The organism is Massilia haematophila (assembly GCF_042647645.1).
Taxonomy (GTDB): domain Bacteria; phylum Pseudomonadota; class Gammaproteobacteria; order Burkholderiales; family Burkholderiaceae_D; genus Telluria; species Telluria haematophila.
Map to the genome: position 1 here is coordinate 80180 of NZ_JBHRVV010000001.1, position 25006 is coordinate 105185.

Sequence of the window (25006 nt, forward strand, 5' to 3'; positions counted from 1 at the left end):
CAACAGGAGACCGTCATGGACGTCCTCAGCATCGCCAAGCTGTCCACCACCATCGCCGAAACCGGCAACAAGCAGGAAGTTGCCATCGCAATGCTCAAGAAGCAGCAGGACATGCAGAAATCGATGGCAACCCAGCTCCTCGACGGCATCCAGCCGCCCCAGCCGGCGCAGAACCTGCCTGCTCACCTGGGCAAGAACGTCAATACCACCGCCTGAGGGCGCGCGCAGCCAGCGCCGGGTCGTCGGCGCGCTACGGCCGATCCGTCGCGCGGCACTAGGTGTAAGCAGGGAAGGGAAGCTGGATTGGAGCCGACGATCAATGTGTTGTCGGCAATGATACGTGCACAAAAGAGTGCACAAAAGAGTGTACAACGAGAGTGCACAACGAGAGTGCACAACGCGGCGCCTGGATGGCGCCGCGGATGGCGAATCAATGGAAAGCGCGCAGGATGCGTTCTTCGCCGGTCTTGTCGGCGTAGCGCTCGTTGGCCAGGCGGGTGGCTTCCATCATGCGGGTCAGTTGCGCATCTTCGAAGCGCGCGAGCTCTTCATTGGCAGCGTTGAGCGCCATGGCCAGCTTGGCGCGCGCGTTCTGGTACAGCACGCTGGTGTATTGATCGGTGTTCTTCAGCAGCTCTTCTGCGTTTTCAATCACCAGGCGCAGATCGCCGATCAAACGTTCCTGCGTTTGGGGGTGGTTTTGTTGCGGAGTCTCCATTGCGTTCACCTTTAGCCGGTTGATCACATCTTGGAGCACCTATCGAAACCGCCATGGCAGCGTTGCATCGTCTCGCCGTACCCCGTGCTGTCTTCGACGACGCGTGGGGAGGCCGCATGCCTTGCCTGAAGGTTTTGGTAGGCGCTCTTAAAATATAAACAAGGACTACCGGTCGCGTTTGTCTGATCGCAAACGTGCGCCGCTCAGCCCGGCAGCCCCTTACTGCACTGAAATCCGTACGTCGCCCAGGGTCACGGTCTGGCCGGCGCGAATTTTTGCGGTCTTGCGCAATTCCTGCTTGCCATCGACCGACACCGCGCCGCTGGCCACGATGTTCTTGCCGGCGCCGCCGCTGTCGCACAGGCCCACCAGTTTCAGCAGCTGGTTGAGTTCGACGAACTCGGATGTCAGTTCGAAAGTTGTTTGTTGCATTCTATCCTCGGGAAAAATTGTGGGGCGTACGCTTGAGAGCGCCGCTCAGGCTGCCCCACAAGTCGCTCACGCCGGGTCCGGCCGCGTCATCTCGATCGGAACGATCCACTGGTTGAACTGTTCCGCGCTGACGTGGCCCGATTGCAGGGCCGCCTCGCGCAGCGTGATGCCTTCGTGCTGCGCGTGCTTGGCGATCTGCGCGGCGCGATCATACCCGATGTGGGGCGCCAGTGCGGTCACCAGCATCAGCGACTGCTCCATCAGTTCGCCGATGCGCTTGCGGTTCGGCTCGATCCCCTTGGCGCAGTGCTCGTCGAAGGAGCGCATGCCGTCGGCCAGCAGGCGCGCGCTCTGCAGGAAGTTATGCGCGATCATCGGCTTGAACACGTTCAGCTCGAAGTTGCCCTGCGAACCGCCCACGGTAATCGCGACGTCGTTGCCGAACACCTGGCAGCACAGCATCGTCAGCGCTTCGCACTGGGTGGGATTGACCTTGCCCGGCATGATCGAGCTGCCTGGCTCGTTCTCGGGGATCGTGATCTCGCCCAGGCCCGAGCGCGGACCGGACGCCATCCAGCGCACGTCGTTGGCGATCTTCATGAGGGCGGTGGCCAGGGTCTTGAAGGCGCCGTGGGCGGCCACCATGGCGTCGTGGCCGGCCAGGGCCGCGAACTTGTTGGGCGCGCTCTTGAACGCGAGGCCGGTGCGCGAACCGATTTCGGCGGCGATGCGCGCGGCGAATTCGGGGTGGGCGTTCAGGCCGGTGCCGACCGCCGTGCCGCCTGCCGCCAGCGCGAGCAGGCCGGACAGGGAAGCGCGGATCGCCTGTTCGGCGAACTCGAGCTGGGCGACGTAGCCGGAGAATTCCTGGCCGAGCGTCAGCGGCGTCGCATCCTGCAGGTGGGTGCGGCCGATCTTGACGATGTCGGCGAAATCGCGCGACTTCACCTGCAGCGTGCCGCGCAGGCGCGCCAGCGCCGGCAGCACCTCCTTCGACACCGCGACCGCCGCCGCCACGTGCATCGCGGTGGGGAAGATGTCGTTCGAGGACTGGCCCATGTTGACGTGGTCGTTCGGGTGCAGCAGGCGCGCCTCGCCGCGCTCGCCGCCCATCAGCTCCGAGGCGCGGTTGGCCAGCACCTCGTTCATGTTCATGTTGCTTTGGGTGCCGGAGCCGGTCTGCCAGACGGCCAGCGGGAATTCCGTGGGATGGCGTCCCTCGAGCACCTCGTCGGCCGCCGCCATGATGGCGTCGGCCTTGTCCTTCGGCAGCTTGCCGAGCGAGCGGTTGACGGCGGCCGCCGCGCGCTTGACCTGGGCCAGCGCGGCCACCAGTTCCGGCGCCATCTTCTCGGTCGAGATGTGGAAATGGTGCAGGGAACGCTGGGTCTGGGCGCCCCAGAGCTGGCCGGCCGGTACCTCGATCGGGCCAAAGCTGTCTTTTTCGATGCGGTTGTCCATTGGCTTGTCCTGTTATTTCGAAGGAGTTCGCTAAAGAGTGTATCCCAACACCCGTTAATTACGCTGAGGCTACAAATTCACTCCTGCTATGGCGATCCGCCCTTTTTACATCGTTCCCGCCGTCCTGCTCGCCTATGCGGCGCTCGGTCCCGTCCATGCCGCCGAACTGGGCGAGGCGCGGGTGCGCTCCCACATCGGGCAGGCGCTTGCCGCCGACGTCGAGCTGACCCTGGTCGAAGACCCGTCCAGGCCGGTGGCGGCGCGCCTGGCGCATCCGGACGTCTACCGCGGCGCGAACATCGCGCTGCCGGCGCTGCTGTCCAGCCTCGACATTGCTGTGATACGGCAGGGCGGCAAACAGTTCCTGCACCTGACGTCGAGCAAGCCGGTCGAGAGCCGCCACCTGCACGTCTACCTGGAGCTGGTCGACGGCGGCCAGCGCAACGTGCGCCTGGTGACGCTGTGGTTTACGCCGGACCCGCATCCGGCGCCGGCACCCGCAGCCGCACCTGTGCCCACGCCTGCGCTTGCGCCTGCACCTGCACCTGCGCCGCTTCCGGCGCCGGTCGTGACGGCGGCGCCAGTGGCGGCGCCGGCGAAAGCGTCGACGGATGCGGCGCCGGCCAAGGCCGTGCGCAAGCCGGCGCCGCCGAAGCGCCGCGCCGCGCCGGCGCAAGCGCAGGATGTGCAGGCGCCGTCGGCCGTGGCCGCGCCAAAGGATGCGACGCCCGCGCCGAAGCGGCCTGCCGCCATCCCGGCTGGGCACGCGGCCGAGCACGCGGCCGGGCACGCGGCCGGATCCGATGCGCCCGCCGCCTGCGCCCCTCAGCCGGCCGAGGTCCAGGCGCAGGCCCAGGCCTGCGCCGTGCTCGGCGCGAAGAACGAGGCGCTGCGCCAGGAACTGGGCCAGCTCGAGGAAAAGGTCAAGGTGCTGCAGGTCGCGACCGGCGTGAAATCGGCCGCCGAAGCCGCGGCGCAGGACGCGCCAAAGCCGGACGCCCAAGCGAAGCCGGCGCCGCGCATCCAGCGCAAGCCGAAGCCGGCGCCGCCGCCCAATGAGCCGACGCCCTGGCTGGCGATCGCGGCCGGCATCGCGGCCGTGCTGGCGCTGCTGGGCGTGGCCGTGCTGCTGCGCCGCCGGCGCGCGCAGGCCGGCCAGGTCTTGAGGACGGCGCGCGAGCCGGAAGTCGTCGTCCTGCCACAGGACGGCACGGCGGAAACGAAGCCGAGTCTGATGGCGGCCGTCAAGGCGCGCCTGATGGCGGTCCGCCGCAACAGGCCGGCGCCGCAGGCCCCAGCCGAGGCGCCGGAAAACGTGGACGAAAAAATAATTGTTCGGCCGGAATAGGGGCGCGCACAAATCGTCTACACAAGCTGATTAATTCGGTTATACTGGCCTCGTTGGTTAACAAAACCACAAAAAACGGCACAGGGTCCGGCGCAGCCACCACCGATAGCGTGGCGCGATAAACGGACGTACGTCGCAAGACGCCTGTCTCCGGAAGCGGTCTCGCTGCCAACAGCGGCAGGAGACGCCGGATGCAACCGGCAAAGAGGCGATCACCAGCACTAGCCTGGTGCTCGCTCTCCGAATTCATGCGGCGGGAGTCTTCCTGTCGCAGCAAAAAAAGCGCCTGCGGGCGCTTTTTTTGTTGGGTGGCGACTTGTTGGGTGGCGACTGGTCGGGAGCATTGCCCGGTAGGGTGGGCGGGACCGGCGGTCCCGCCCACGCGGGGATACGCGGCGGCACGGTCCTCGCGAACGATATGGCGACCTCCAATCACCGCCGCGTGGGCGGAGGGCTGCCCACCCTAGGGACAACAAAAAAGCGCCCGCAGGCGCTTTCTTCTTATTTGGGAACCAGGCTCAGTGCGCGCGCATCGCGCGGTCGAGCTGACCCATCCAGGGTTCGGTCACGTCGCGGATGGCGCGGTCGTTGGCCATGATCTGCTTGAGCAGGTCGATCTTGCGCAGGCGGCGTTCGCCGTTCAGCGCGGGGACGCCGGTCGCGGCGGCGCCAGCCTGGGCGGCGCACTGGCCCTGCAGGCTGTCGAAGCCGTTCCAGTCCCCCGAGGTCGCCGCAGCGGCCATCTTGCCAGTCAGGCCGGCAATATTTTCGTACATAGCGAGGACTTCATTCTGGTTCATGTTGGCACCGCGACAATAGTTTTCCGGCCGGATGACCGCTTGTCTTCCTTTTACGGCAGCGGCATCCAGAACTTTAGCCCTTTTGCTAAAAAAATTTGAAAGATATGTTGGCAAGGCGATGCGCCCGGCTTTCATGCTCCAGGCCGACACCCCGTTTTCCTGCGCCACGCGCGGCTCCCGTCGAGGTGCGCGATGCGAATATGATGGAAAATGATGTGGCCAAGTACTTCGGCCGTGTGAGCAACCACATCCGCGCCGCGCTGGCGCCGCAACAGTCACCGGAAACGAAAACGAGGAATCCATGAAGACACGTCCGACCCTGCTCCAGACCAGCATCGCCCTGGCCCTGTGCGGCGCCCTGGCCACGCCCGCGGTCGCCGCCGGCCAGGCCGCCGCGCAGCCGGCGGCGCCAGCCGAGAAGCAAGCCGAAAAACAGGCCGATACGCCCGCCAATACGCCCGCCAATAAGCCCGCCCACAAGCCGGCCGGCATGACCGTGCTGCCGGGCGACGACTTCTTCGCCTACACCAACGGCGACTGGCTGGCGAAGACCGAGATCCCGGCCGACCGCGGCTCCTGGAGCGCGATGGGTGCGCTGGCCGAGGACACCAATACCCGCATCGCCAAGATGATCGAGGAGCTGGGCGCGGCCAAGGATACGAGCGGCGAGGCGCGCAAGGTGGCCGATTTCTACGCCGCCTACATGGACGAGGCGGCGATCGAGAAGCGCGGCCTGGCGCCGATCAAGCCGATGCTGGCGCAGATCGCCGCGATCAAGGACAAGGCGGCGCTGGTGCGGGCGCTGGGCGCCTCGGTGCGCGCCGACGTCGACCCGCTCAACGCCACCGACTTCTTCACCGAGAACCTGTTCGGCGTCTGGATCGCCCAGGGCTTGACCGATCCGACGCGCAACCTGCCTTACCTGCTGCAGGGCGGCCTGGGCATGCCCGACCGCGCCTACTACCTCGAGAACAATGCGCGCATGGCCGAGCTGCGCACCAAGTACCAGCAGCACATCGCCGCGATGCTGAAGCTGGCCGGCTTCGACAAGGCCGAGGAACGCGCCGCGCGCGTGTTCGAGCTCGAACTGGCGCTGGCGCAAACCCATGCCACGCGCGAGGAGTCGAGCGACATCCAGAAGTCGAACAATGTCTGGACCCTGAAGGACTTCGCCAGCCGCGCGCCGGGCGTGGACTGGAATGCCTTCTTCAAGGCCGCGCAACTATCCGGCCAGGAGCGCTTCCAGGTCTACCACCCGAGCGCGGTGACGGGCGCGGCGCGCCTGCTGGCCGACGCGGACGTGGCCACCTGGCGCGACTACCTGGCCTTCCACAAGCTGAACCAATACGCCAGCCTGCTGCCCAAGGCTTACGCCGACCAGCGCTTCGAATTCAACGGCAAGGCCCTGACCGGCACCCCGCAGCAGTCGGTGCGCTGGAAGCGCGCGCTGGCCGCCACCAACGAGGCGATGGACGAGGCGGTCGGCAAGATCTACGTCGGCCGCTATTTCCCGGCCGAGGACAAGGCGCGCGTGCAGAAGATGGTCGCCAACATCATCGACGCCTTCAGCCGCCGCATCGACAAGCTCGAGTGGATGGCGCCGGCCACCCGCGCCCAGGCCCAGGCCAAGGTGAAGTCGCTGTACGTGGGCGTGGGCTACCCGGACCGCTGGAAATCCTACGATGGTCTCGCGGTCAGGCGCGACGACGCCTTCGGCAACGCCGTACGCGCCGAACACTTCCACTACCAGCAGGAACTGGCCAAGTTGAAGCGCAAGCCCGAGCGCACCGAGTGGGCCATGCCGCCGCAACTGGTGAACGCGGTGAACCTGCCGCTGCAGAACGCGCTGAACTTCCCGGCCGCCATCCTGCAGCCGCCGTTCTTCGACCCGAAGGCGCCGGATGCACAGAACTACGGCGCGATCGGCTCCATCATCGGCCACGAGATCAGCCATAGCTTCGACGACCAGGGCGCCCAGTTCGATGCCCAGGGCCGCCTGCGCGACTGGTGGACGAAGGAAGACCTGGCCCACTTCAAGGCCGCGTCAAGCAAGCTGGTGGCGCAGTACAACACCTATAAACCCTTCCCGGACCTGGCGGTCAACGGCCAGCTGACCCTGAGCGAAAACCTGGCCGACCTGGCCGGCCTGGAAGCGGCCTTCGATGCCTATAAAGCTTCGCCGGAAGGCAAGAGTGCGGGCGTCGAGGGCGAGCGCCGCTTCTTCACCGGCTTCGCCCAGGGCTGGCGCACCAAGATGCGCGAAGCCTCGCTGCGCCGCATCGTGCTGACCGACGGCCATGCCCCGGCCCAGTACCGCACCTACATCGTGCGCAACCTGGATGCCTGGTACCAGGCCTTCGACGTCAAGCCGGGCCAGGCGCTCTACCTGGCGCCGCAGGAGCGCGTGCGCATCTGGTAAGCTCGCGGGAGGGCGGCGCCGGCATCGCGCCGGCGCCGCCTGTTTTTTTCGGATAGCCATGAACCAGAACCTCGACGACAGTCTGGACGATATTTCGCGCCGCACGCTCGACCATTACGAGCGCCATGCCCGGCAATTCTTTGCCGGCACCATCGACCACGACGTCAGCCAGAACGTCGCGGCCCTGCTGGGCGCCATCGAAGGCCCAGGCTCGTTCACGCTGCTCGACCTGGGCTGCGGGCCGGGACGCGACCTGAAGACCTTTGCCATGCTCGGCCACCGCGCCATCGGCCTGGACGGATCAGGCGAATTCGTCGCGATGGCGCGGGAGTACAGCGGCTGCGAAGTCTGGCACCAGGATTTCCTGCACCTGGACCTGCCGCCGGAACGGTTCGACGGCGTGTTCGCCAACGCATCGCTATTCCACGTGCCCAGCAGGGCATTGCCCGCCGTGCTGGCCGCGCTCTACGGCACGCTGAAACCGGGCGGTGTGCTGTTCAGCTCGAATCCGCGCGGGCACAACGAGGAAGGCTGGAGCGGACCGCGCTACGGCAGCTGGTACGACTACCCGACGTGGGAGCGCCACCTGGTCGCCGCGGGTTTCGCGCCGCTCTACCATTACTACCGCCCCGAGGGCTTGCCGCGCGAACAGCAACCCTGGCTGGCCAGCTTGTGGCGCAAACCCAATGTTAACGAACGTACAGAGAGCGCCGGCGATACGGCCTAAGGTGGGACCTCGTTTCACTCAACCAAAGAGGCATGACATGAACGAGGACCAAATCAAAGGCAAGGCCAAGGACATTGGCGGCAAGATCCAGGAAAAGGTCGGCGAAGCCGTCGGTAGCCGCCAGCAGCAGTCGGAAGGCCTGTCGAACCAGGCGGAAGGCAAGGTCCAGGAAAAAGTGGGCGACGTGAAGGACATCGTCAAGGGCAACCGCTGATCCGATTCCTCTTGTAGTGCAACAGCCGCGATGCGTCGCGGCTGTTTTGTTTTTGGACCCGGCGCCGGTTCAACTGCGACTGATCAGATGACAGCGATCTCCGCGCGGGCGGCTTCGCCGCCCACCCTACGTAGGGTGGGCACCTGTGCCCACGCGGCGATACGCGACGCTCGCACGGCCCCGAAACGCACCGCTATCCACTACGCCGTCTCCGACTCCTCCACCTTGTCCCCCAGCACATCCTCCACATACAGCATCTGCACCAGCACCTTGAGCGCCGCCGCCAGCGGTGTCGCCAGCGCCACGCCGGCAAAGCCGAACAGGGTGCCGAACACCAGCTGCATCACGATGGTCAGCGCCGGCGGCAGGTCGACGGCGCGCGATTCGATCAGCGGCTGCAGCAGATAGCCCTCGACCAGCTGCACGCCGGTGAACAGCAGGATTGTATACAGCGCCAGGTCCGGGCTGATGGAGAACGCGATCAGCACCGCCGGGATGCCGGCCAGGATCGGGCCGAGATAGGGAACGAAATCCAGCAGCCCGGCAATGATGCCGAGCAGCAGGCCGAGCGGCACGCCCAGCAGACCCAGGCCGACCGAGGTGGCGACACCGACGATCAGCATCGAGATCGACTTGCCGAGCAGCCAGCTGCCCAGCGTGTCGCCCATCTTCGTCATCACCTGGCGCGCACGCGGACGCTTTGCCTGCGGCACCAGCTTGATGAAGCCGTTCGTGTACAGGTGCGGCGAGGCGGCGAAATAGATGCCGACGAAGAGGATGATCACCACGTTGCCCAGGGCGCCGATGACGCCGCCGAAGAACAGCCCGGCGTTCGGCACCAGCGAGGACATCTGCTTGAGCGCCTGCTCCGGCGGCGGCAATTCGGCCGCCACGCGCTGCAGCAGGGGATGCTGCTTGACGAACTCCTGCAGTTTCTCGAGCGACTGCGGCACCGTCTCGGCCAGCTTGGTCGACTGCTCGGCGATCTGCGGCGCCATCGCCCAGCCGCCCACGCCAATGATGGCGAACAGCAGCAGCACCACGACCGCCAGTGCGATCTGGCGTTTCATCTTCGTGCGCTGCGCCAGCATGGCGCTCAGTTTATAAAGCAGCACCGCGAACAGGACGCAGGCGAAGACCAGCAGCAGGGCGTCGGCGGCGAGCCAGACCGCGGCCAGTCCCAGGATGAAGAGAGCAGCAACGCCGTTGATGATGGCCGTGCGCCGCATCAGCCCGCGCTTGGGCGTGACATCCGCCTCGGTGGCGGACGATGGGGAAAGGGATTGTTCGCTCATGGTTGGTTTGATTATCAAAAGGATAATTCAACACTACCACTCCGCCACCTTGCCCGGCGCATGGATGAGCAGCGCGTGGTGCGGGCCGGATATGGACGAGCTGTGTGCGTGGCCGTACAGATGGGCAGGGTGCGCGGGCGTATTCTGGACCCATCGCGCGGCACATTGACCGCGCTTTATTTGACTAACCTGTAAGGAGAACCATCATGAACAAGGACCAAGTCGAAGGCAAACTGCAAGACATCGGTGGCAAGATCCAGGAAGAAGCCGGCAAGCTGGTCGGCAACCGCGAACAGGAAGCCAAGGGCCTGAAGAACCAGGTCGAGGGCAAGACCCAGGAAAAATATGGCGATGCCAAGGAAGTGCTGAAGGACGGCATCGACCGCGCATGATGCGCCGGGGGGCGCCAGCGCCCCCATGAAGAAACGGGCCCCGGCGTTCAGCGCGCCGGGGCCCGTTTTTCTTTCACCTTTTTTCATCCTGCCGTCGCGCTTGCGGCGCGCAGCGGATGGCGCCGCTTACTTCACTTCGTAGGCGCCGATGTCGATCGTGCCGCCCAGGGTCGAACGCGAGGCGTAGGACGCGGTGTGCTTGTAGCTTGCGGTGGCTTTCAGCGACAGGCCGCCGTCCGAGCTGCCCGGGTTCGAGCCGGCATTGACGATCTGGGTGCCGGACGCCGGACGCAGGTCGTAGGCTGCCTTGTTGACGAAGTCGCCCGAGACCGAACGGTAGTTGGTCTTCTGCACCGCGGAGGACTGGGTGGTGACCGTGCCGCCGCCGCTGAAGATGTTGTTGATCAGCTTGGCCGGGGTCGCCGCGTTGCGGACCGTAACGAAGGTGCCGCGCGAGCTTTCGTCGTTCACGAAGGTATTGTTGATCACGTACAGGTCGGTCTTGCGGTCGCCCACGCCTTCTTCGCCGTAGGACACCATGGCCGGGTTGTTGTTCGAGGCCGGCTGCATGATCACGTTGCCGATGATGTAGGTGGTGCCGCCGTTCGGCACGTTGATCTCGTAGCTCGGTTTGCCGGCCTTGGTGCTGCCGGTCTCGCCCGAACGCAGGCTCGAGAAGCGGTTGTACGCGATCATGTTGTACAGGGCGCGCGACTTCAGGTTGTGGCCGACGTTGGCGTCGTGCGAGAAGTTGTAGCGGAAGTAGAGCTTGGCGACCTTGCCGATGTAGAGGTTGTGGCTGTAGCCGTCGCCGTAACCGTTGCGGCCGAACTCGGTGTATTCGATGGTCACGGTGCTGGCGGTATTGGCGCCGCTGAGGATGCCGTTCTCGTTATCGTGCAGGAAGCTATTGCGCAGCGTGAAGTTGGTGCCTTCGAGGCGCAGGGCGGCGCCGTTCTTGTCGGCCACCTTGGCGCCATACATCTCGACGTTGTCGACGGTGACGTTGTTGCCCTGGATGACCCAGGTGCCTTTCGACAGGGCGGCCTTGCCGTTGGCGTTGATCTTCGGGCGGCCGTTCACGCCGCGAATGGTCAGGTTGCTGGCCTTGACGGCGCAGACGTCGCCGGAATAGGTGGCAGCCTGGATTTCGACCACGTCGCCGGTCTTGGCGGCGGCGAAAGCCTTGCATGGGGTAGCGTAAGTCTTGCCTGAGCCGACGCTGAGAGTGGCGGCCGAGGCGGGTGCTGCAAAGGCGGCGCCAACGACCAGGGCGGAGACGGCGAAAGCGATGCGGTTGGTGGCGTTGCTGCGAATCGATTGCATGGTATTCCTCGTGTAGTGCGCGCTTGTGGAAGCGTCTGTGAGATCAGGAACGCGCAGAATACCGTGCGGAATTAATTCTGTGGGGACATAATTTGTTACTGGAAACTGAACAGCCGAGTTCCAAAAAGACACATTCCTATAGGAAAAAAACTGATTTTGAGCATCTAAATCGGGTAGAAAAAAATTTGTATAGCGTTGTTTTTGCGAGACAAAAATTGTTGACTTTTTTTGTAATGACGGAATATTTAATTCCAACTCGGAAATACTTTTTTTCCATGCGGAAAATTTTAAGGGCCTGAAAACCGCTATGGGAGCGGCTTTCAGGCCCTTTTGACAAGGCGGCGACGACTTGCCGCAGTGACGGAAGATCAGTTCGGTGCGGTGCCGCCCAGGTTCTTTTTGAAGAAGGCTTCGATCAGGCCATATACGTGACGCTGGCTGGTGCGGCCCGAGATACCATGCTTGGCGCCCGGGTAGGTCATCAGGTCGAACTGCACGTTGCGCTTGACGAGCTCGTCGATCAGGCGGGTGCTGTTGGTGAACAGGACGTTGTCGTCGGCCATGCCGTGGATCAGCAGCAGCGGCGACTTCAGGCCGTCCAGGTGGGCGAACACGCCGCTGCGCTCATAGGCCGCAGGATCCGACTTCGGCGTGGCACCGACGAACTGCTCGGTATAGTGGGTGTCGTACAGCGCCCAGTCGGTCACCGGCGCCACCGATACGCCCATCGCGATCTTGTCCGAGGCAGCTGCCAGCAGACGCAGCGTCATGAAGCCGCCATAGCTCCAGCCGAACACGCCGACGCGCTTCGGATCGACGAAGCTCTGCTGGGCCAGCCACTCGATGCCGGTGACCTGGTCTTCGACTTCGTTCTTGCCCAGGTTGTTGTAGATGACGTCGGTGAAGGCGCGCTCGCGGCGGCCCGAACCGCGGTTGTCCAGGCGGAAGGCCACGAACCCTTGCTGGGCCATGTACTGGTCGAAATAGTTACCCCAGGTGCGGGTCACGCGCTGCGAGTGCGGGCCGCCGTAGGTGAACAGGAAGACCGGATAGCGCTTCGTCGGGTCGAAGTTGGCCGGCTTGATCATCGAATAGTGCAGGATCTGGCCATCCTTGGCCTTGATGGTGCCGTATTCGGTCGGCAGGTGGTCCGGCAGGTATTTCGCGTAAGGGTGGTTCGCGTTCAGCTCGTTATGCGCGAGCCACTCGACCATGGCGCCGTCGGCGCGGCGGATCGACACTTGCGGCGGGGTGCGCGGATCGGAATAGGTGTCCACGAAAATCTTGCCGTTGTTGGCAAAACTGGCTTCATGCCAGCCGTCGCCCTTGGTGATGCGGGCCGGCTTGTCGGCCGTGCTGCCGTCCAGCGCCAGCGCATAGGTCTGCTTGTCGATCACGGCGTCGCGGTTCGAGGCGACGTAGACCTTGCCGGCCTTCTCGTCCACGGCCAGCACGTCGTCGATGCCCCATTCGCCGCGCGAGATCGGGTGCAGCAGCTTGCCGTTCAGGTCGTACAGGTAGAGGTGGTTGCGGCCGCTGCGCTCCGAAGCCCAGATAAAGGCCGGGCGGTTCTTCAGGAAGCGCAGGTCGTTGTGGATGCTGACCCAGGTCGGCGAGGTTTCGGTGAGCAGGGGGCGCTGTTGCAGGGTGGCGGCATCGACCGCGACCAGGTCCAGGCGCTTCTGGTCGCGCGTCTGGCGCTGGTAGGCCAGGATCTTGCCGTCCGCGCTCCAGTCGGCGCGCACCAGGTAGATGTCCTTTTCCGGACCGAGGTCGATTCTCCGCGAAACGCCGGTCTCAGGCGAGACGATGAACAGGTCGACCAGCACGTTCGGGTCGCCGGCGGCAGGGTAGTGCTGGTCGATCACCTCGGTGCGGTCGGCGAAGATCTCGAAGCGGCGCGCCACCGGCACCGGCGCTTCGTCGTAGCGCTTGTAGGCGATCGCGGAGTCGTCCGGCGCCCAGTAGTAGCCGGTGGTCTGGCTCATCTCTTCCTGCGCGATGAACTCGGCCTCGCCGTTGTGCACGGTGCCCTTGCCGTCGGTGGTGAGCTGGCGCTCGGCGCCGGTCTTCAGGTCGATCACGACCAGGTTCTGGTTGCGCACGAACGAGACGTAGCGGCCCTTCGGCGAGATCTTCGGATCGAGCACATTGCCCGACGCCACCTTGCGCGCGGCATCCGGCTTCGCCACGTCGACCAGGTAGAGGTCGCCGGCGATCGGCACCAGCAGCTGCTTGCCGTCGGGCGACCAGCTATAGCTGATGATGCCCGACAGGCTGGCGGTACGCGCCCGTTCGCGGCGCGCCTTTTCCTCGAGCGAGAGCTCCTCGTTGGGGACCAGCTTCTTGGAGTCGACCAGGCGGCGCGTGGTCTTGTCCTTCATGTTGTATTCCCACAGGTCCTGCTGGAACTGGTTGTCGTCGCGGCCGCGCAGGAAGGTCACGCGTTCGCCGTCGGGCGACACTTTCAGGGTTTTGACGCCCGGACCGGCGAGCGAGGTTTCGCCGTGGATACGGTCGAGCGTGAGGCGTTCGGCGGACGCGGGCGCGGCCGCAAGCGCGGCCAGGAGGCAGAGGAGAAGGCGCATTGATTGTCTCGTTAGTTTTGGCTAAATGCAACGGACGAGACAATACCAGAGTGGCACCCTAAAAGCAGTATGTACCCCCTGAATGCAACAGCTTTCGCTTCAATGCGCCGCTGCGCGCACTTTCTGCCGCGACAGCCGGTCGAAGGACCAGGTCAGCAGCACCGCGGCGATCGTCAGTCCCAGCACCAGGCCGATCCAGAAACCCGTGGTTTCCATCGGCGCGGCGGGCGCCAGGCCGAACCAGGACGGTGCGATGCCGAGGATATAGCCGAGCGGCAGCGAGAAGCCCCAGAAGGCGACCAGCTGGATGATCATCGGCGGACGCGTCACCTGGTAGCCGCGGATCGCCGAGGCGGTGGCGACCTGGGTCGCGTCCGACAGCTGGAACAGGGCCGCGAACAGCAGCAGGTGCACGCAGGCCTCCTGCACCGCCGGGTCCGAGGTATAGGCGCGCGCGATTTCCCAGCGGAAGATCGCGATGCAGGCCGCCGACAGCACGCCGAAGGCCACCGACATGCCGACGCCGACCCAGGCGACGAAGCGCGCCCGCTGCGGATTGCCTTCGCCCATCGCCTGGCCGACGCGGGTGAGCAAACCGATGCCGAAGCTGAGCGGCACCATGAACACCAGGGACGCGAAGTTCAGCGCGATCTGGTGCGCCGAGACCTGGACCACGCCAAAGCGCGCCACCATCAGGCTGATCAGGCCAAAGGCGCTGACCTCGGCAAAATAGGTGACGCCGATCGGCAGGCCGAGGCGAAACATGTTCTTCAGCTCGGCCCAGTCCGGACCTTCCCACTGCGTGAACGGATAGGTCATGCGGTAGGCGCTGGATAGTTTTGTCCAGGCGACCATGGCGAACAGCATCAGCCACATGCCGACCGCGGTCGACACCGCGCAGCCGACCGCGCCCAGCTTCGGAAAGCCCCAGTTGCCGAATACCAGCAACCAGTTGCTGGCGATGTTGAACAGCAGGCCGAAGATGGCGATGATCATGATCGGCTTGGTCTGGTTGATGCTCGTCGTATAGCCGTACAGCGCGCGGTAGCAGGCGAAGGCCGGCATGCCGATGCTGATCACGTGCAGGAACAGCGAGGCGCGGTCGGCCACGGCCTGGCCCAGGCCGATGTGGTCGAACAGCAGGGTGCACAGGTTGGCCAGCAGGCAGGCGACCAGGCCGACGATCAGGCCTTTCCACAGCGACTGGCGCACCGAGTGCGGGATCTTGTCGTAGCGTCCGCCGCCGAGCTCGTGGGCGACGACGGTGTTAATCGACATCATCGTGCCCATCACGGTGACCAGCACGATCGACCACACCGAGGTGCCGAGCGAGACCGCGGCCAGCTCGTCGGCGCTGACGTGGCCCGTCATCGCCACGTCGGCCACGCCCATGCCCACGGTTGCCAGTTGCCCGACCAGCATCGGCCACGACAGCTTCCAGAGCGTGGCGATTTCGGTGCGGACGGGAGAGGGCGTGGCGGCGAGCGTGGTGCTGGTGGTCATGGGCAAATTCTTGTTCTTGGAAACCCGCGATTTTACCGGTTAAGCAGGCGGACGGTGGCAGGGACTGTCTGATGTGCGCCGCAGTCGCGCACGCGCTGTGTTCAACTTTGATTTTCCGCCCCGCGCCCCCATCTGCCAGGCAGACGGCAGCGTACGCCGTGGGCATCGTTCGACACGGCTGCGTTGCGACCATGAACACACATTGCGGGAGTGCGCTGTGGAATACAAGAATTATTACCAGACCCTTGGCGTCGACAGGAATGCATCCGCGGACGACATCAAGAAGGCGTATCGCAAGATGGTGCGCAAGTACCATCCCGATGTCAGCAAGCACGCGGACGCGGACCAGAAGACCAAGGAAATCAACGAAGCTTATGAAGTGCTCGGCAACGCGGAAAAGCGCGCGGCCTATGACGGACTCGGCCGTGGCCACCATGCCGGCGAGCAGTTCCGTCCGCCGCCGGACTGGGGCGAGCAGTACGACTTTGCCGGCGCCGGTACGGACGATTTCTTTGCCGACCTGTTCGCGCACGTCGGCCGTACGCGCCGCGGCGGCAGCTTCCAGATGCGCGGCGACGACATCCACGCCGCGATCACGATCGACCTGGTCGACGCCTACCAGGGTACGACGCGCACGGTGAGCCTGCGCGTGCCGCGCCAGGAGGGACCGGGACGCGCCAGCATGCAGGAGAAAAAGCTCAACGTCACCATCCCGCGCGGCGTTACGCCTGGCCAGCAGTTGCGCCTCGCCGGCCAGGGTCACGAGGGGCATGGCGGCGGGCCGCCGGGCGACCTCTACCTGGAGATCCAGTTCGCACCCGACCCGCGCTACCGCGTCGAGGGCACCCACGTCTATGAAAATGTGCCGGTGACGCCCTGGGAAGCCGCGCTCGGCGAAAAGGTGGCGGTGCCGACGCCGTCGGGCACGGTCGAAGTATCGGTGCCGGCGGGCTCGCAGAGCGGGCGCAAGCTGCGCCTGAAGGGCCGGGGCATCCCTGGCAATCCGCCGGGCGACCTTTACCTCATCCTCGACGTCGTGCTGCCGCTGGCAAACGACGACAAGGCGCGCGCGCTCTACCAGGCGATGGCGCGCGACCTGGCTTTCAATCCGCGATCCGCATGAGGAGGTGAACCATGTTTGCGAACGACACGCTGACCGGGGTGTTGATCGACGAGGTGGCGCTGAGCCTGGACGAACTCGCGCGCGCCTGCAGCGTCGAGCCGGACTGGGTGGTGCGCCACGTGCAGGCAGGCGTGCTGGGCACGGCGCCCGCGCTGGAAACGGCGCAGTGGCGCTTCCGCAGCGGCGACCTGGCGCGGGCACGCCGCCTGCTCGACCTGGAGCGCCATTTCGACGCCGACCAGGAACTGGCCGCGCTCGTTATCGACCTTGCCGACGAGGTCAGGCGCCTGCGTGCCCGGCTGCGCGTACTCGGCATGGAGTAAGGACCGAAGCGCGCGCCGTGTACGCATGCGTCCTCCTACAATCGATAGCAAATGATTCACATTTTTTGATATGGAGGTTGTATGGAGCAGAACATTCATGGGAGCGTCGATTTGCCCGTCGAAGGCGTCGATATTTCGCACACGCTGCAGGGCAAGCGCGTCGCCGTGCTGATGACGGACGGCGTGGAGCAGGTCGAATACACCGGACCGCGCAGCTTCCTGGAGCAGCAGGGCGCGCAGGTGATTTTGATCTCGCCGAAAGCCGCGGGCGAGGAAGTGCAGGGCGTGAACCACGACACCCCGGGCGACAAGTTCAGGGTCGAGATGAACGTCAAGGACGCGCAGCCGGCCGACTTCGATGCGCTGGTGCTGCCGGGCGGGGAAGAGAACCCGAAGCAGCTGCGCAAGGATGCCGACTCGGTGGCCTTCGTGCGTGAGTTCTATGCGGCGGACAAGCCGATCGCCGCGATCTGCCATGGGCCGTGGGTGCTGATCGATGCCGGGATTGCCGAGTCGAAGAACCTGACCAGCTATCCGGAGATCCAGGACGACATGCGTGCGGCCGGGGCGGAGTGGGTGGATCAGGAAGTGGTGATCGACGAGAAGCTGATCACGAGCCGCAAGCCGGATGATATTCCGGCGTTTAATGATGCGCTGTTCAAGGCGCTGAGGGTGGATGCGCAGGGGGCGGATATGGGGCCGAGTTCGTAAGTTACAGCGCGCCCGATTGGGCGCGTTTTTCTGCCGGCTCCCATCATTTTCGGTAGCTGCAGAGCAGGACACTGATGGTCATCGCTGCTGGTAATGCACTTGCATTGACTTGGTAAGGCGATTGCATTACCATGCACGCATCTACCCATTTTGACCGGAGAGCGCTATGGCTGCCACCCTCGAAGTCGAATCCACGTTAACCGACCGTTATCAGACCACGGTCCCGGAAACCGTACGCCGCGCGCTCCAGCTTGGCAAGCGCGACAAGATCCAGTACACCATTCGCCCCAGCGGCGAGGTCGTGCTGACGCGCGTCGAACCCGCCGTAGAGGATGACCCGGTGCTGGGGTCTTTCCTTGGTTTTCTCGCCCGCGACATCGCCAGTCATCCAGAGCGTCTGCAGGCCGTCGACGCCAGTTTCGTGCAGCGGCTCCAGTCGCTGACCAGTGGCGTTGAGGTCGATCTTGACGCTGCCCTGTCGGCGGACGATGAATGAGCGCGGACAAACCCGCGCCTTTGGTCATTCACGGCTGGACGATTTTTGCTCATCCGTTGTTCCTGGCTCAGCTTGAGACGCTCGCTCAACAGGTCGACTCCCTTAAACAGAAAGACCCGGTCGGGTACGTGAAGAAAAACGCCAGCAAACGATTGGCGGCGATCATCAGGCTGGCGTTCGACATTATCCCGCAAGACCCGGCACGACCAGAATATCGGCAAGGTAATACCCTCGGTGAAGATCACAAGCATTGGTTCCGCGCCAAGTTTTTCCAGCAGTACCGGTTGTTCTTCCGTTACCACGCTCCTGGCAAGATGATCGTGTTCGCGTGGGTCAATGATGAGGATACCAAACGCGCCTACGAGAGCAGCGATGACGCCTATCGGGTGTTCCGCAGGATGCTCGATAGCGGCCGTCCACCTGATGACTGGGACCAGTTGCTGGCCGAGGCATGCTCCGGAGGGCAGCGACTGCAGGAGTTCGCTGTGGGCATTGCTCTGCACTAAGGTTTGACTGCAGTGGTGAACAGCGTCGTCACAGGCGTCCGTCCTGTACAGTTCTAAACCCCTGCTCGCCTTTGCGCCGGCATGCGCGAAGGCGTTCGCAGACTCACTGCTACGCAGTTCGAATGCCCTGCTCAAAGCAGGTATTCAAAAACAATGCCCCGCCGGCGCAAGCCGGTGGGGCTTGTTTTTGAATACTGGTAGAGGCGGAAGGAATCAAACCCGCGTACTTCTCACCCTACATAAGCCGTTGAACTTTGACAGTTCGCGCACTGAGCTGACTTGCCGACAGTGTCGCACTTGGTACACTGGTATGGGATTCTAACATTGAGCTACACGACCTAGCCGCTGCAGAATCTTTTGCTAACCTTGATGAACGTGTTCGTGAGTAATGCCATCGCAAATTTCGCCTGAGAACCGAAGTGCCATGTGACACCCGGTTGCTTGCCATTGAAGTAATGTTTTGCCGTCCGGTAAGCCGGAAACCGATGAGGGCGGACCGACCTCAGCGATAATTTCGTCTTTGGTACGTCCCGAAAGCGTACCTAACGCAACGAATTTGGCATGCAATTGTTTGCCTGGGTTAGTCACCATCGCCATTTGAATTGCGCCTGCGATCATGATCACTGCAGTGATTCCGATGAACCATCCAAAAGAATCCAATTTTACCTCCCGAGTAACTTACATTAAAAATTTACTTTCTTAGATTACATTCTTTTTTTACTGGAAATTCCACCAAATGTAACGGTGTTTAAAGAATTAGAGACGTGATTTTGGCGACACTAGCCCTTGCGCTTCTTCGAGGAAATGTATGCCGATGTGCTTTATGAGATACGATGTCGCGAGACGCCGATATCGAAGTGAGTCATGAGCTGCGCAAGCGCCGTTGCGCTCATCGAAACGACTTTTGTGTCGATGCGTGAAGCATATTCGAATGCATCGACGTGAAGGCTGACGTCGTAATGAAGACGCTTTTCGTGCGCGCTGACCTTGCAGAGCACCTACAAATTCTCGGTTATCACGCTGTCCCACTGAGCCTTGCCAGCGTTTAGCCTGGAGGTAGATCGCATCTAGCCCGAGCCGGTCTATGATGATTTCGTCGATGCCACTAACGCCACCCCCTGTGTCAGAATAGTTTTCGCAAGTCTCCTGCGTGTAATCGAAATATCGACGGCCAAAGCCCCTGCGTTCACCGCGTTCCACATCGATGTAAAACAGCCGGACGCGGCCAACGTCTTCAGTCTGATCGGCTTCGTCTTGCGCGATCACCGTGCCTTCGGTGATATACAGGTAATGCGACGGGTCATTGTCCTCTAACTCAGCCTCGCCTCCACAGAATCGCAGGACGATATAGTAATCGTTGATCAGCATATAGCTTAGAGCACCTGAGTGATGTCACTTCAGCGGCCAGAACCATACCTCGCGCGATGACCAGTAGCAGCCAGTTGCCGTGCCGTCGATCTCATTTCCGCAACGGAGATACCGGCCCCAACGATCCCTTGACACGATAGCGATGTGCCCTTGGGGATTCTGGTCGCCGTAGATGCTGAAGAAGGAAACGATGCCCTGCTGGCTTCCGATCGCGCGCTCGGCCTCCTGGCCGCTCTTGAATTTAGCGGGCTGCCCGACTTGGCGCACCAACCATGCGCTCAGGGCGCGTTGCCGCGTCTCGATGGACCGACCCTTGTATTTCCCGGCCTTGATCGGCCATCTGCCGGGGTTGGGGTAGCCGGCGCCGAGGAGTGCCAGGCTTATGCGGATCGCGCATGTGTTGTAGAAGTTCGGGTCGGTGATATTCTCCGGATACCCTATCCAGTGATAGAGCTCATCTCGGCCGACGCTGTCGGTGTCCGGGAAGTGCATCCGCAAGTTGGCATACGGTACCTTCATTGTGGTCTCCGCTGGTTTGCCGGGCAGGGCCAGGTCTTGCGCCAGACTGCGACGATGAGCTCTGCAGCGCTGCGGCGGAGCTCTGCGGCTGGCAGGCGCTGCAGCATGCGGCGGGCGTCCGCGTCCATTTCGTGTGGCAATGGGGAGGCCTGCGCGCTAGGGCACCACTCCTTGCCCCGGGTTGCGTCGTGCACGCCCTGAATAAAGCCGCGCACGAGTTCGCCGTTCGACATGTCGATGTATTCAGCGGCGATCGCACGCGTGCGGAACGGGCTTTCAGGTGACCACGACACGTCCGCTGGGTCCACGTTGCCCATCAGCTTGACTAGAGTCTCGCCGGTCATCTGTGGCGCCGGCACGCCCGGCTGGGCGATGCAGGGCGCGACCACCAGGAGCCCGAATAGGATCGGCGCGCGCATCACGCAATCCTGTTTGTGGCCAAGTCCCAGCCGCCGGCGGTATTGCCGTTGCTGCCGCCGCCGATCTTCTGCTGGGTGTACTTCCAGCGGACCTTTGAGAATTTCAGGCCAAGGCTCTCGCCGGGGAAATCTCCGCCTCCGAAGCTGGGTGCGATGTGCGCGATCAGGACGTTTTCCAGCTCAACCTCGAAATACTTGACCGGCTCGCCGGCGCCGTCGGCGCGCTGCATTTCCAGCTTGGCTTTGGGGATCGTCTTCCCGCAGGCGCAGACCTGCGCCAGGATTGGCGAGGCCAAGTCAACCAGCTTGGTAATACTGATTTCGCTGAGCTCGGCACGCTCCGCAGTGTGGCCACCGCCGGTCGATGCCGTTGCGCTTTTGGGCTGGGTGATGGACCAGTTGACCGAGGTGCACTCGATCCAGGCGGTGTGCTTTGAGTCGGTCGACTCGCCTTTGATGCCGTCCAGTTGCAGGTAGTAGTCTGTTGCCATGATGCCTCCGTCGTGGTGATGGGGCATTCTGGCTTTGTTGTGTTTGCTGCAAGTTGGGTGGGGTCAATCGTTTGGCGACGGTAAGTCAAGCGCTGAGCGCCCCGGTAATGTGTTGGTGCTTGTTGTGGAGGCGAAAGGCAAGAAATCGCTACGCGATTTCCCTCTAGTCAGCCGAATCGGAGAGCCCTTGCGCCCGAAGGCGCAAGGTCGCTCGCAGGCTCGCTGCTGCGCAGCTCGAAACCCCTGCTCGCCCCTCGTCCGTACCGTCCAAGAGTTCTATTCGCTCATCTGCAACGAAGTATTCAAAAACAAAGCCCCGCCGGCTTGCGCCGGCGGGGCTTTGTTTTTGAATACTGGTGGAGGCGGAGGGAATCGAACCCTCGTCCGCAAGCACTCTACAGACAGTTCTACATACTTAGCACTATCAATTAATTTAACCTGGACAACGGGGATGTGCACCCTTTGTACAAGCGAGTCACCTTAAATTTCGGAAGCACCCAAGTGACCCAAGTGATTCCTAGCCTCTGTAAATGACTCTACTTGCCTTGCGGCCCACCCCAGAGGCGAGGTAGTGTAGAGCTAGCAGCGATTAGGCTGCGAGTGCGTACGAGTTATCGTTTGCAGTTATTGATTTCTGGGTGTATTTACGAGGTAACCAGCCCTCGGTATGCCCTGCGCTGCTTTGCAACCCACGTCGAAACCAGGTCGCCCCCCAACGAAAGAAACTTCATTGTACTCCAAACTCGTGTCAAGTGCACCCGAGAGTACGGTCCGATGCACACTTTGCTCCGTGGCGTGACGATCTGTTTCAAACCTCTGCGCCATCGGTGCGACATGGCCTATCTGGGGTGAAACCGCGGTTTTTCAACCCCGGTTCCTTCCATGCTGGTCGCTATGCTTACTGGCCGTTGCGCTTGGCGATCTCGTTGCCGACGTAGCCGCCGCCGATGACGCCGGCCAGGGTGGCGAGTTTCTTGCCGTTGCCGCCGCCGACCTGGTTGCCGATCAGGCCGCCGATGACGGCGCCGGTGGCGACGCCGACGTAGTTCGGGCCTTGCTGCACCGGTGCCGGAGTCGGGGCAGGCGGAGCGGCGCGGTAGACCGGCTCGGCGTAGCGGACCGGTTGCGGGGCAGGGCGGTGCTCGACCACGCGCGGCTTCTGCACCACGGTTTCCTTGATCACGGTCTGCTTCACCACCGGCGCCGGTTCCTGCTTCACCACGACCACCGGGGCGGCGCTGCCGGCCGGGAGGTTCGCTGCCTGGACGTAGGTCGTCGTGCCCGGGGCTGCGCTGACCACCACTGGCTGGGCCGGCAGGGCGGCCTGCTGCAGTTGGGCGACCGGGGCGACGCCCTGGCCGGCGGCCAGCGGCAAGGCGGCGGTCGGGGTCAGCGCGGGTTGGGCTTCCGGGGCGCTGCGCGAGCTTGGCAGCAGGCCTGCGATGGCGGCGGCGCCGGTCAGGCTGACAATGACTACCGAAGCGGCTGCGGCGGCCATCAGGGGGTGAATGCGGTTGGTGGTGGTCATGTTCTCTGCTCCTCGTGGTGTTGCGTTGTTCGATGAGTGCAGATTACCGAAAGGACCTGTTACATGGTAGACACTGGGCTGTTTCAGTCGTAATCAGATGTAAGCGTGCAAGAGGCAGCGCGAATGCGCGTCCGCTGGGTGAACGCGTGGGTGGGGAACCCGCCCACCCTAATGTGATGGACTCCACCCTCCTGATATCGGCATCATTGTGCCAAGCGTGCCAGATTGGGCTGGCAAGCTAAAACAAGAGGGGGAGTCACCATGAATGCTAGCGCAAAAGTCGTTGGTTTGGATATTGCGAAGGACGTGTTCTTCGCGGTCGGGCTCGATGGACACGGCAAGCGGGTGTTCAAGCGTAAGCTTTCTCGAGACCAGGTGCTTGCGCAGTTCGCGCAGATGGCCCCGGCGATGATTGGTATCGAAGCCTGCGCAGGTTCGCATTACTGGGCACGCAAGCTCGTGGAAATGGGGCACGACGCCAAACTGATTGCGGCCCAACACGTCAGGGCATATGTCACTGGTAACAAAAACGACATGAACGACGCTGCTGCAATTGCCGAGGCACGCTCGCGCGGTTCGACCAAGTATGTGCCGATCAATACGGCTGCACAGCAAGATTTACAGATGCTGCACCGCGCTCGCAGCGCCCTGATGACAGAACGGGTGGCGATGATCAACAGGATCCGGGCATTTGCCGGCGAATATGGCCGGGTATTTCCCAAGCGCGTGGAAAGATTGCGCGACGGACTGAAAGCATGGCTGAACGATCCGGACAATGGTTTGTCTGGTATGGCCCTGGAGACATTCCGGGAGCTCAAGGCCCAGCTGGACGACAAGGACGAGAGGATTCAGGCGTACGACCGACGTTTGAATCAGGCAGCCAGGTCGGAACTGGCGAAGAAACTGATGGAAGTGCCGGGTGTAGGGCCGTTGACGGCAACGGCAGTGCAGGCAACGATCGCCGATCCGCACCACTACAAGAGCGCGCGAGACTTTGCAGCGAATTTAGGCCTCGTGCCACGCGAGCATAGCAGTGGAGGCAAGCAGCGCTTGTATGGCATTACCTGCAGGGGCGACAGCTACCTGCGCACCCTGCTCATACACGGAGCGCGCAGTGCGCTGAGAACAGCAAGCGGCAAGCCCGACAAGCTGCTGCAATGGGCAACAAGGCTGGCAGAACGGCGCAGTTTCAACGTTGCCGCGACTGCGCTGGCCAACAAGATGGCCAGGGTGATCTGGGCGTTGATCGCGCACGGACGTCCTTATGTTCCGGCCTGGTCGAAAGACACGCCCAGGCCGGCCTGAAAAGACTGTCGAGTAACTCAGCAACAACAAGGAGCAACTGCCAAGTTTGCGACGAGAAGAACGAATGATGCCAACAGGTCGAACCGGCGTCGGGTGAATCCGTAAACTGTAGTGGCCATCAAGGCCGTCACCCTATGAGGATCCTGACGCGCGTATCACATCAGGGCCAGAGCACTGGAAACGCTCAACATACAGGCCGAATAGATACAAGCAAACTCTTCCTAACGGCAAAAATTCAATCTTCTTCTTGCAAATCGGGTGGAGTCCATAGATACGGTTCAGGCGACCGAGGCGGTGCGCATGTTGGCCGGGGCCAGCGAACGCAGCAGGTCGAGCAGCTCGAACGGGGTGGTGCAGAGGAAGTCGGCGCCCCAGGTCGAGGGTTCGACGGCGCCGCAGTAGCCCCAGGCGCAGGCGACGGTCACCATGCCCGCGGCGCGGCCGGCTTCGATGTCGCGCAGGTCGTCGCCGGCGTACCAGCAGTGCTCGGGTGCGATGCCGAGACGGCGCGCGCCTTCCAGCAGCGGGGCTGGATGGGGCTTGGCGAAGGGCATGGTGTCGCCCGACACGATGCAGCCCGCGTGGTCAAGTCGAATCTGCGGAATCAGGGGATCGGTGAAGCGCGCGGGCTTGTTGGTGACCACGCCCCAGGCCATGCCGGCGTCCTGGATGCCCTGCAACAGTGCATCGACGCCCTCGAACAGGGTGCTTTCGACCGCCATGTTGTCCTGGTAGCGGTCGAACCATTGCAGGCGCAATTCCTCGTAGCCCTCGTCGCCGGGGGCGAGGCCGAAGGCGGCGCCGATCATGCCGCGCGCGCCGGCCGAGGCGGTCGGGCGCAGGACGGCGTACGGGGTCGGTTCGAGGCCGCGCTCGGTGCGCAGCCAGTTGACGGCCGCGGCCAGGTCGGGCGCGGTGTCGGCCAGGGTGCCGTCGAGGTCGAACAGGACGGCGCGCGGGGCCGGCATCACAGCAAGGGAACTCATGGTCGGGA

Annotated in this window: 27 protein-coding genes and 1 other RNA gene; 12 read left to right on the forward strand and 16 right to left on the reverse strand. The window is 63.3% G+C overall.

From position 1 onward, the window contains the following. Positions 1 to 15: 15 nt before the first annotated feature. Positions 16 to 216, forward strand: coding sequence for a YjfB family protein (locus ACFOPH_RS00395; protein WP_312553911.1), 201 nt, complete (start codon positions 16 to 18; stop codon positions 214 to 216). Between the two features lie 214 nt (positions 217 to 430). Here the strand turns inward: ACFOPH_RS00395 and ACFOPH_RS00400 are convergent, their stop codons facing one another. From ACFOPH_RS00400 to fumC, 3 genes are all read right to left on the reverse strand, one after another. After that, positions 431 to 718, reverse strand: a complete 288-nt coding sequence (locus ACFOPH_RS00400; protein WP_312553914.1) for a DUF883 domain-containing protein — start codon at positions 716 to 718, stop codon at positions 431 to 433. Positions 719 to 937: 219 nt separating this feature from the next. Continuing rightward, entirely contained in the window at positions 938 to 1150 is a 213-nt protein-coding gene (locus tag ACFOPH_RS00405) for an RNA-binding S4 domain-containing protein (protein WP_312553916.1), read from the reverse strand. A gap of 66 nt (positions 1151 to 1216) precedes the next feature. Then, complete coding sequence (gene fumC, locus ACFOPH_RS00410; protein ID WP_379732783.1) at positions 1217 to 2611, reverse strand: class II fumarate hydratase; 1395 nt, start codon at positions 2609 to 2611, stop codon at positions 1217 to 1219. Between the two features lie 88 nt (positions 2612 to 2699). On the opposite strand from fumC, the gene ACFOPH_RS00415 reads away from it, so the two are divergent. After that, positions 2700 to 3959 carry a FimV/HubP-related protein gene (locus tag ACFOPH_RS00415; RefSeq protein WP_379732785.1) on the forward strand — a complete coding sequence of 420 codons (1260 nt, stop codon included), beginning with the start codon at positions 2700 to 2702 and terminating at the stop codon, positions 3957 to 3959. Between the two features lie 518 nt (positions 3960 to 4477). Here the strand turns inward: ACFOPH_RS00415 and ACFOPH_RS00420 are convergent. Then, positions 4478 to 4735, reverse strand: coding sequence for a flagellar protein FliT (locus tag ACFOPH_RS00420; protein ID WP_379732787.1), 258 nt, complete (start codon positions 4733 to 4735; stop codon positions 4478 to 4480). Between the two features lie 325 nt (positions 4736 to 5060). On the opposite strand from ACFOPH_RS00420, the gene ACFOPH_RS00425 reads away from it, so the two are divergent. The 3 genes from ACFOPH_RS00425 to ACFOPH_RS00435 are packed head-to-tail and all read left to right on the forward strand — an operon-like array spanning position 5061 to position 8119. Next, a complete protein-coding gene (locus ACFOPH_RS00425) occupies positions 5061 to 7178 on the forward strand; it encodes a M13 family metallopeptidase (protein WP_379732789.1) in 2118 nt (705 codons plus the stop codon). 58 nt (positions 7179 to 7236) lie between these two features. Further along, positions 7237 to 7905, forward strand: coding sequence for a class I SAM-dependent methyltransferase (locus ACFOPH_RS00430; RefSeq protein WP_379732791.1), 669 nt, complete (start codon positions 7237 to 7239; stop codon positions 7903 to 7905). Positions 7906 to 7942: 37 nt separating this feature from the next. After that, positions 7943 to 8119: a CsbD family protein gene (locus ACFOPH_RS00435; RefSeq protein WP_312553581.1), complete on the forward strand. Its 177-nt coding sequence runs from the start codon at positions 7943 to 7945 to the stop codon at positions 8117 to 8119. A 200-nt stretch (positions 8120 to 8319) separates the two neighbouring features. On the opposite strand, the gene ACFOPH_RS00440 is transcribed toward ACFOPH_RS00435, so the two are convergent. Next, positions 8320 to 9414 (reverse strand): AI-2E family transporter, encoded by a 1095-nt coding sequence (locus ACFOPH_RS00440; protein ID WP_379732793.1) that lies wholly within the window; start codon positions 9412 to 9414, stop codon positions 8320 to 8322. A gap of 206 nt (positions 9415 to 9620) precedes the next feature. Between ACFOPH_RS00440 and ACFOPH_RS00445 the strand changes: the two genes are divergently transcribed. Beyond that, complete coding sequence (locus tag ACFOPH_RS00445; protein ID WP_312553585.1) at positions 9621 to 9806, forward strand: CsbD family protein; 186 nt, start codon at positions 9621 to 9623, stop codon at positions 9804 to 9806. Between the two features lie 126 nt (positions 9807 to 9932). Here the strand turns inward: ACFOPH_RS00445 and ACFOPH_RS00450 are convergent, their stop codons facing one another. The 3 genes from ACFOPH_RS00450 to ACFOPH_RS00460 all read right to left on the reverse strand — a co-directional run bounded on the left by ACFOPH_RS00450 (position 9933) and on the right by ACFOPH_RS00460 (position 15223). After that, positions 9933 to 11132, reverse strand: coding sequence for a hypothetical protein (locus ACFOPH_RS00450; protein WP_379732795.1), 1200 nt, complete (start codon positions 11130 to 11132; stop codon positions 9933 to 9935). Between the two features lie 368 nt (positions 11133 to 11500). Continuing rightward, a complete protein-coding gene (locus ACFOPH_RS00455) occupies positions 11501 to 13720 on the reverse strand; it encodes a S9 family peptidase (RefSeq protein WP_379732797.1) in 2220 nt (739 codons plus the stop codon). 99 nt (positions 13721 to 13819) lie between these two features. Further along, the gene (locus ACFOPH_RS00460; RefSeq protein ID WP_312548977.1) at positions 13820 to 15223 is read right to left on the reverse strand and encodes an MATE family efflux transporter; all 1404 of its coding nucleotides are present in this window, start codon (positions 15221 to 15223) and stop codon (positions 13820 to 13822) included. Positions 15224 to 15440: 217 nt separating this feature from the next. On the opposite strand from ACFOPH_RS00460, the gene ACFOPH_RS00465 reads away from it, so the two are divergent. From ACFOPH_RS00465 to ACFOPH_RS00485, 5 genes are all read left to right on the forward strand, one after another. Then, on the forward strand, positions 15441 to 16346 hold the full coding sequence (locus ACFOPH_RS00465) for a DnaJ C-terminal domain-containing protein (protein WP_379732799.1): 906 nt from the start codon (positions 15441 to 15443) through the stop codon (positions 16344 to 16346). A gap of 11 nt (positions 16347 to 16357) precedes the next feature. Then, on the forward strand, positions 16358 to 16669 hold the full coding sequence (locus ACFOPH_RS00470; RefSeq protein WP_312548979.1) for a chaperone modulator CbpM: 312 nt from the start codon (positions 16358 to 16360) through the stop codon (positions 16667 to 16669). Between the two features lie 81 nt (positions 16670 to 16750). Next, on the forward strand, positions 16751 to 17380 hold the full coding sequence (locus ACFOPH_RS00475) for a type 1 glutamine amidotransferase domain-containing protein (RefSeq protein WP_312548980.1): 630 nt from the start codon (positions 16751 to 16753) through the stop codon (positions 17378 to 17380). 166 nt (positions 17381 to 17546) lie between these two features. After that, on the forward strand, positions 17547 to 17876 hold the full coding sequence (locus ACFOPH_RS00480) for a type II toxin-antitoxin system PrlF family antitoxin (RefSeq protein WP_379732802.1): 330 nt from the start codon (positions 17547 to 17549) through the stop codon (positions 17874 to 17876). Continuing rightward, positions 17873 to 18382: a type II toxin-antitoxin system YhaV family toxin gene (locus ACFOPH_RS00485; protein ID WP_312548982.1), complete on the forward strand. Its 510-nt coding sequence runs from the start codon at positions 17873 to 17875 to the stop codon at positions 18380 to 18382. The genes ACFOPH_RS00480 and ACFOPH_RS00485 overlap by 4 nt, the downstream gene beginning before the upstream one ends. A gap of 360 nt (positions 18383 to 18742) precedes the next feature. Here the strand turns inward: ACFOPH_RS00485 and ACFOPH_RS00490 are convergent, their stop codons facing one another. The 7 genes from ACFOPH_RS00490 to ACFOPH_RS00520 form a co-directional block, all read right to left on the reverse strand. Continuing rightward, positions 18743 to 19000: a hypothetical protein gene (locus ACFOPH_RS00490; RefSeq protein WP_379732804.1), complete on the reverse strand. Its 258-nt coding sequence runs from the start codon at positions 18998 to 19000 to the stop codon at positions 18743 to 18745. A 138-nt stretch (positions 19001 to 19138) separates the two neighbouring features. Next, entirely contained in the window at positions 19139 to 19750 is a 612-nt protein-coding gene (locus tag ACFOPH_RS00495) for a restriction endonuclease (RefSeq protein WP_379732806.1), read from the reverse strand. A gap of 24 nt (positions 19751 to 19774) precedes the next feature. Continuing rightward, on the reverse strand, positions 19775 to 20269 hold the full coding sequence (locus ACFOPH_RS00500) for a T6SS effector amidase Tae4 family protein (protein ID WP_312548986.1): 495 nt from the start codon (positions 20267 to 20269) through the stop codon (positions 19775 to 19777). Continuing rightward, positions 20266 to 20688 (reverse strand): Rap1a/Tai family immunity protein, encoded by a 423-nt coding sequence (locus ACFOPH_RS00505; RefSeq protein WP_312548987.1) that lies wholly within the window; start codon positions 20686 to 20688, stop codon positions 20266 to 20268. Before ACFOPH_RS00505 ends, ACFOPH_RS00500 begins: the two co-directional genes overlap by 4 nt. Then, positions 20688 to 21179, reverse strand: coding sequence for an Hcp family type VI secretion system effector (locus ACFOPH_RS00510; RefSeq protein WP_312548988.1), 492 nt, complete (start codon positions 21177 to 21179; stop codon positions 20688 to 20690). The genes ACFOPH_RS00505 and ACFOPH_RS00510 overlap by 1 nt, the downstream gene beginning before the upstream one ends. Positions 21180 to 21533: 354 nt before the next feature. Then, positions 21534 to 21892: a transfer-messenger RNA gene (gene ssrA, locus ACFOPH_RS00515) on the reverse strand. Between the two features lie 185 nt (positions 21893 to 22077). Further along, positions 22078 to 22707, reverse strand: coding sequence for a glycine zipper 2TM domain-containing protein (locus ACFOPH_RS00520; protein ID WP_379732809.1), 630 nt, complete (start codon positions 22705 to 22707; stop codon positions 22078 to 22080). Between the two features lie 261 nt (positions 22708 to 22968). Between ACFOPH_RS00520 and ACFOPH_RS00525 the strand changes: the two genes are divergently transcribed. Beyond that, entirely contained in the window at positions 22969 to 24012 is a 1044-nt protein-coding gene (locus tag ACFOPH_RS00525; RefSeq protein WP_379732773.1) for an IS110 family transposase, read from the forward strand. Positions 24013 to 24290: 278 nt separating this feature from the next. On the opposite strand, the gene ACFOPH_RS00530 is transcribed toward ACFOPH_RS00525, so the two are convergent. Next, on the reverse strand, positions 24291 to 24998 hold the full coding sequence (locus ACFOPH_RS00530) for an HAD family hydrolase (protein ID WP_379732811.1): 708 nt from the start codon (positions 24996 to 24998) through the stop codon (positions 24291 to 24293). Positions 24999 to 25006: the final 8 nt, after the last annotated feature.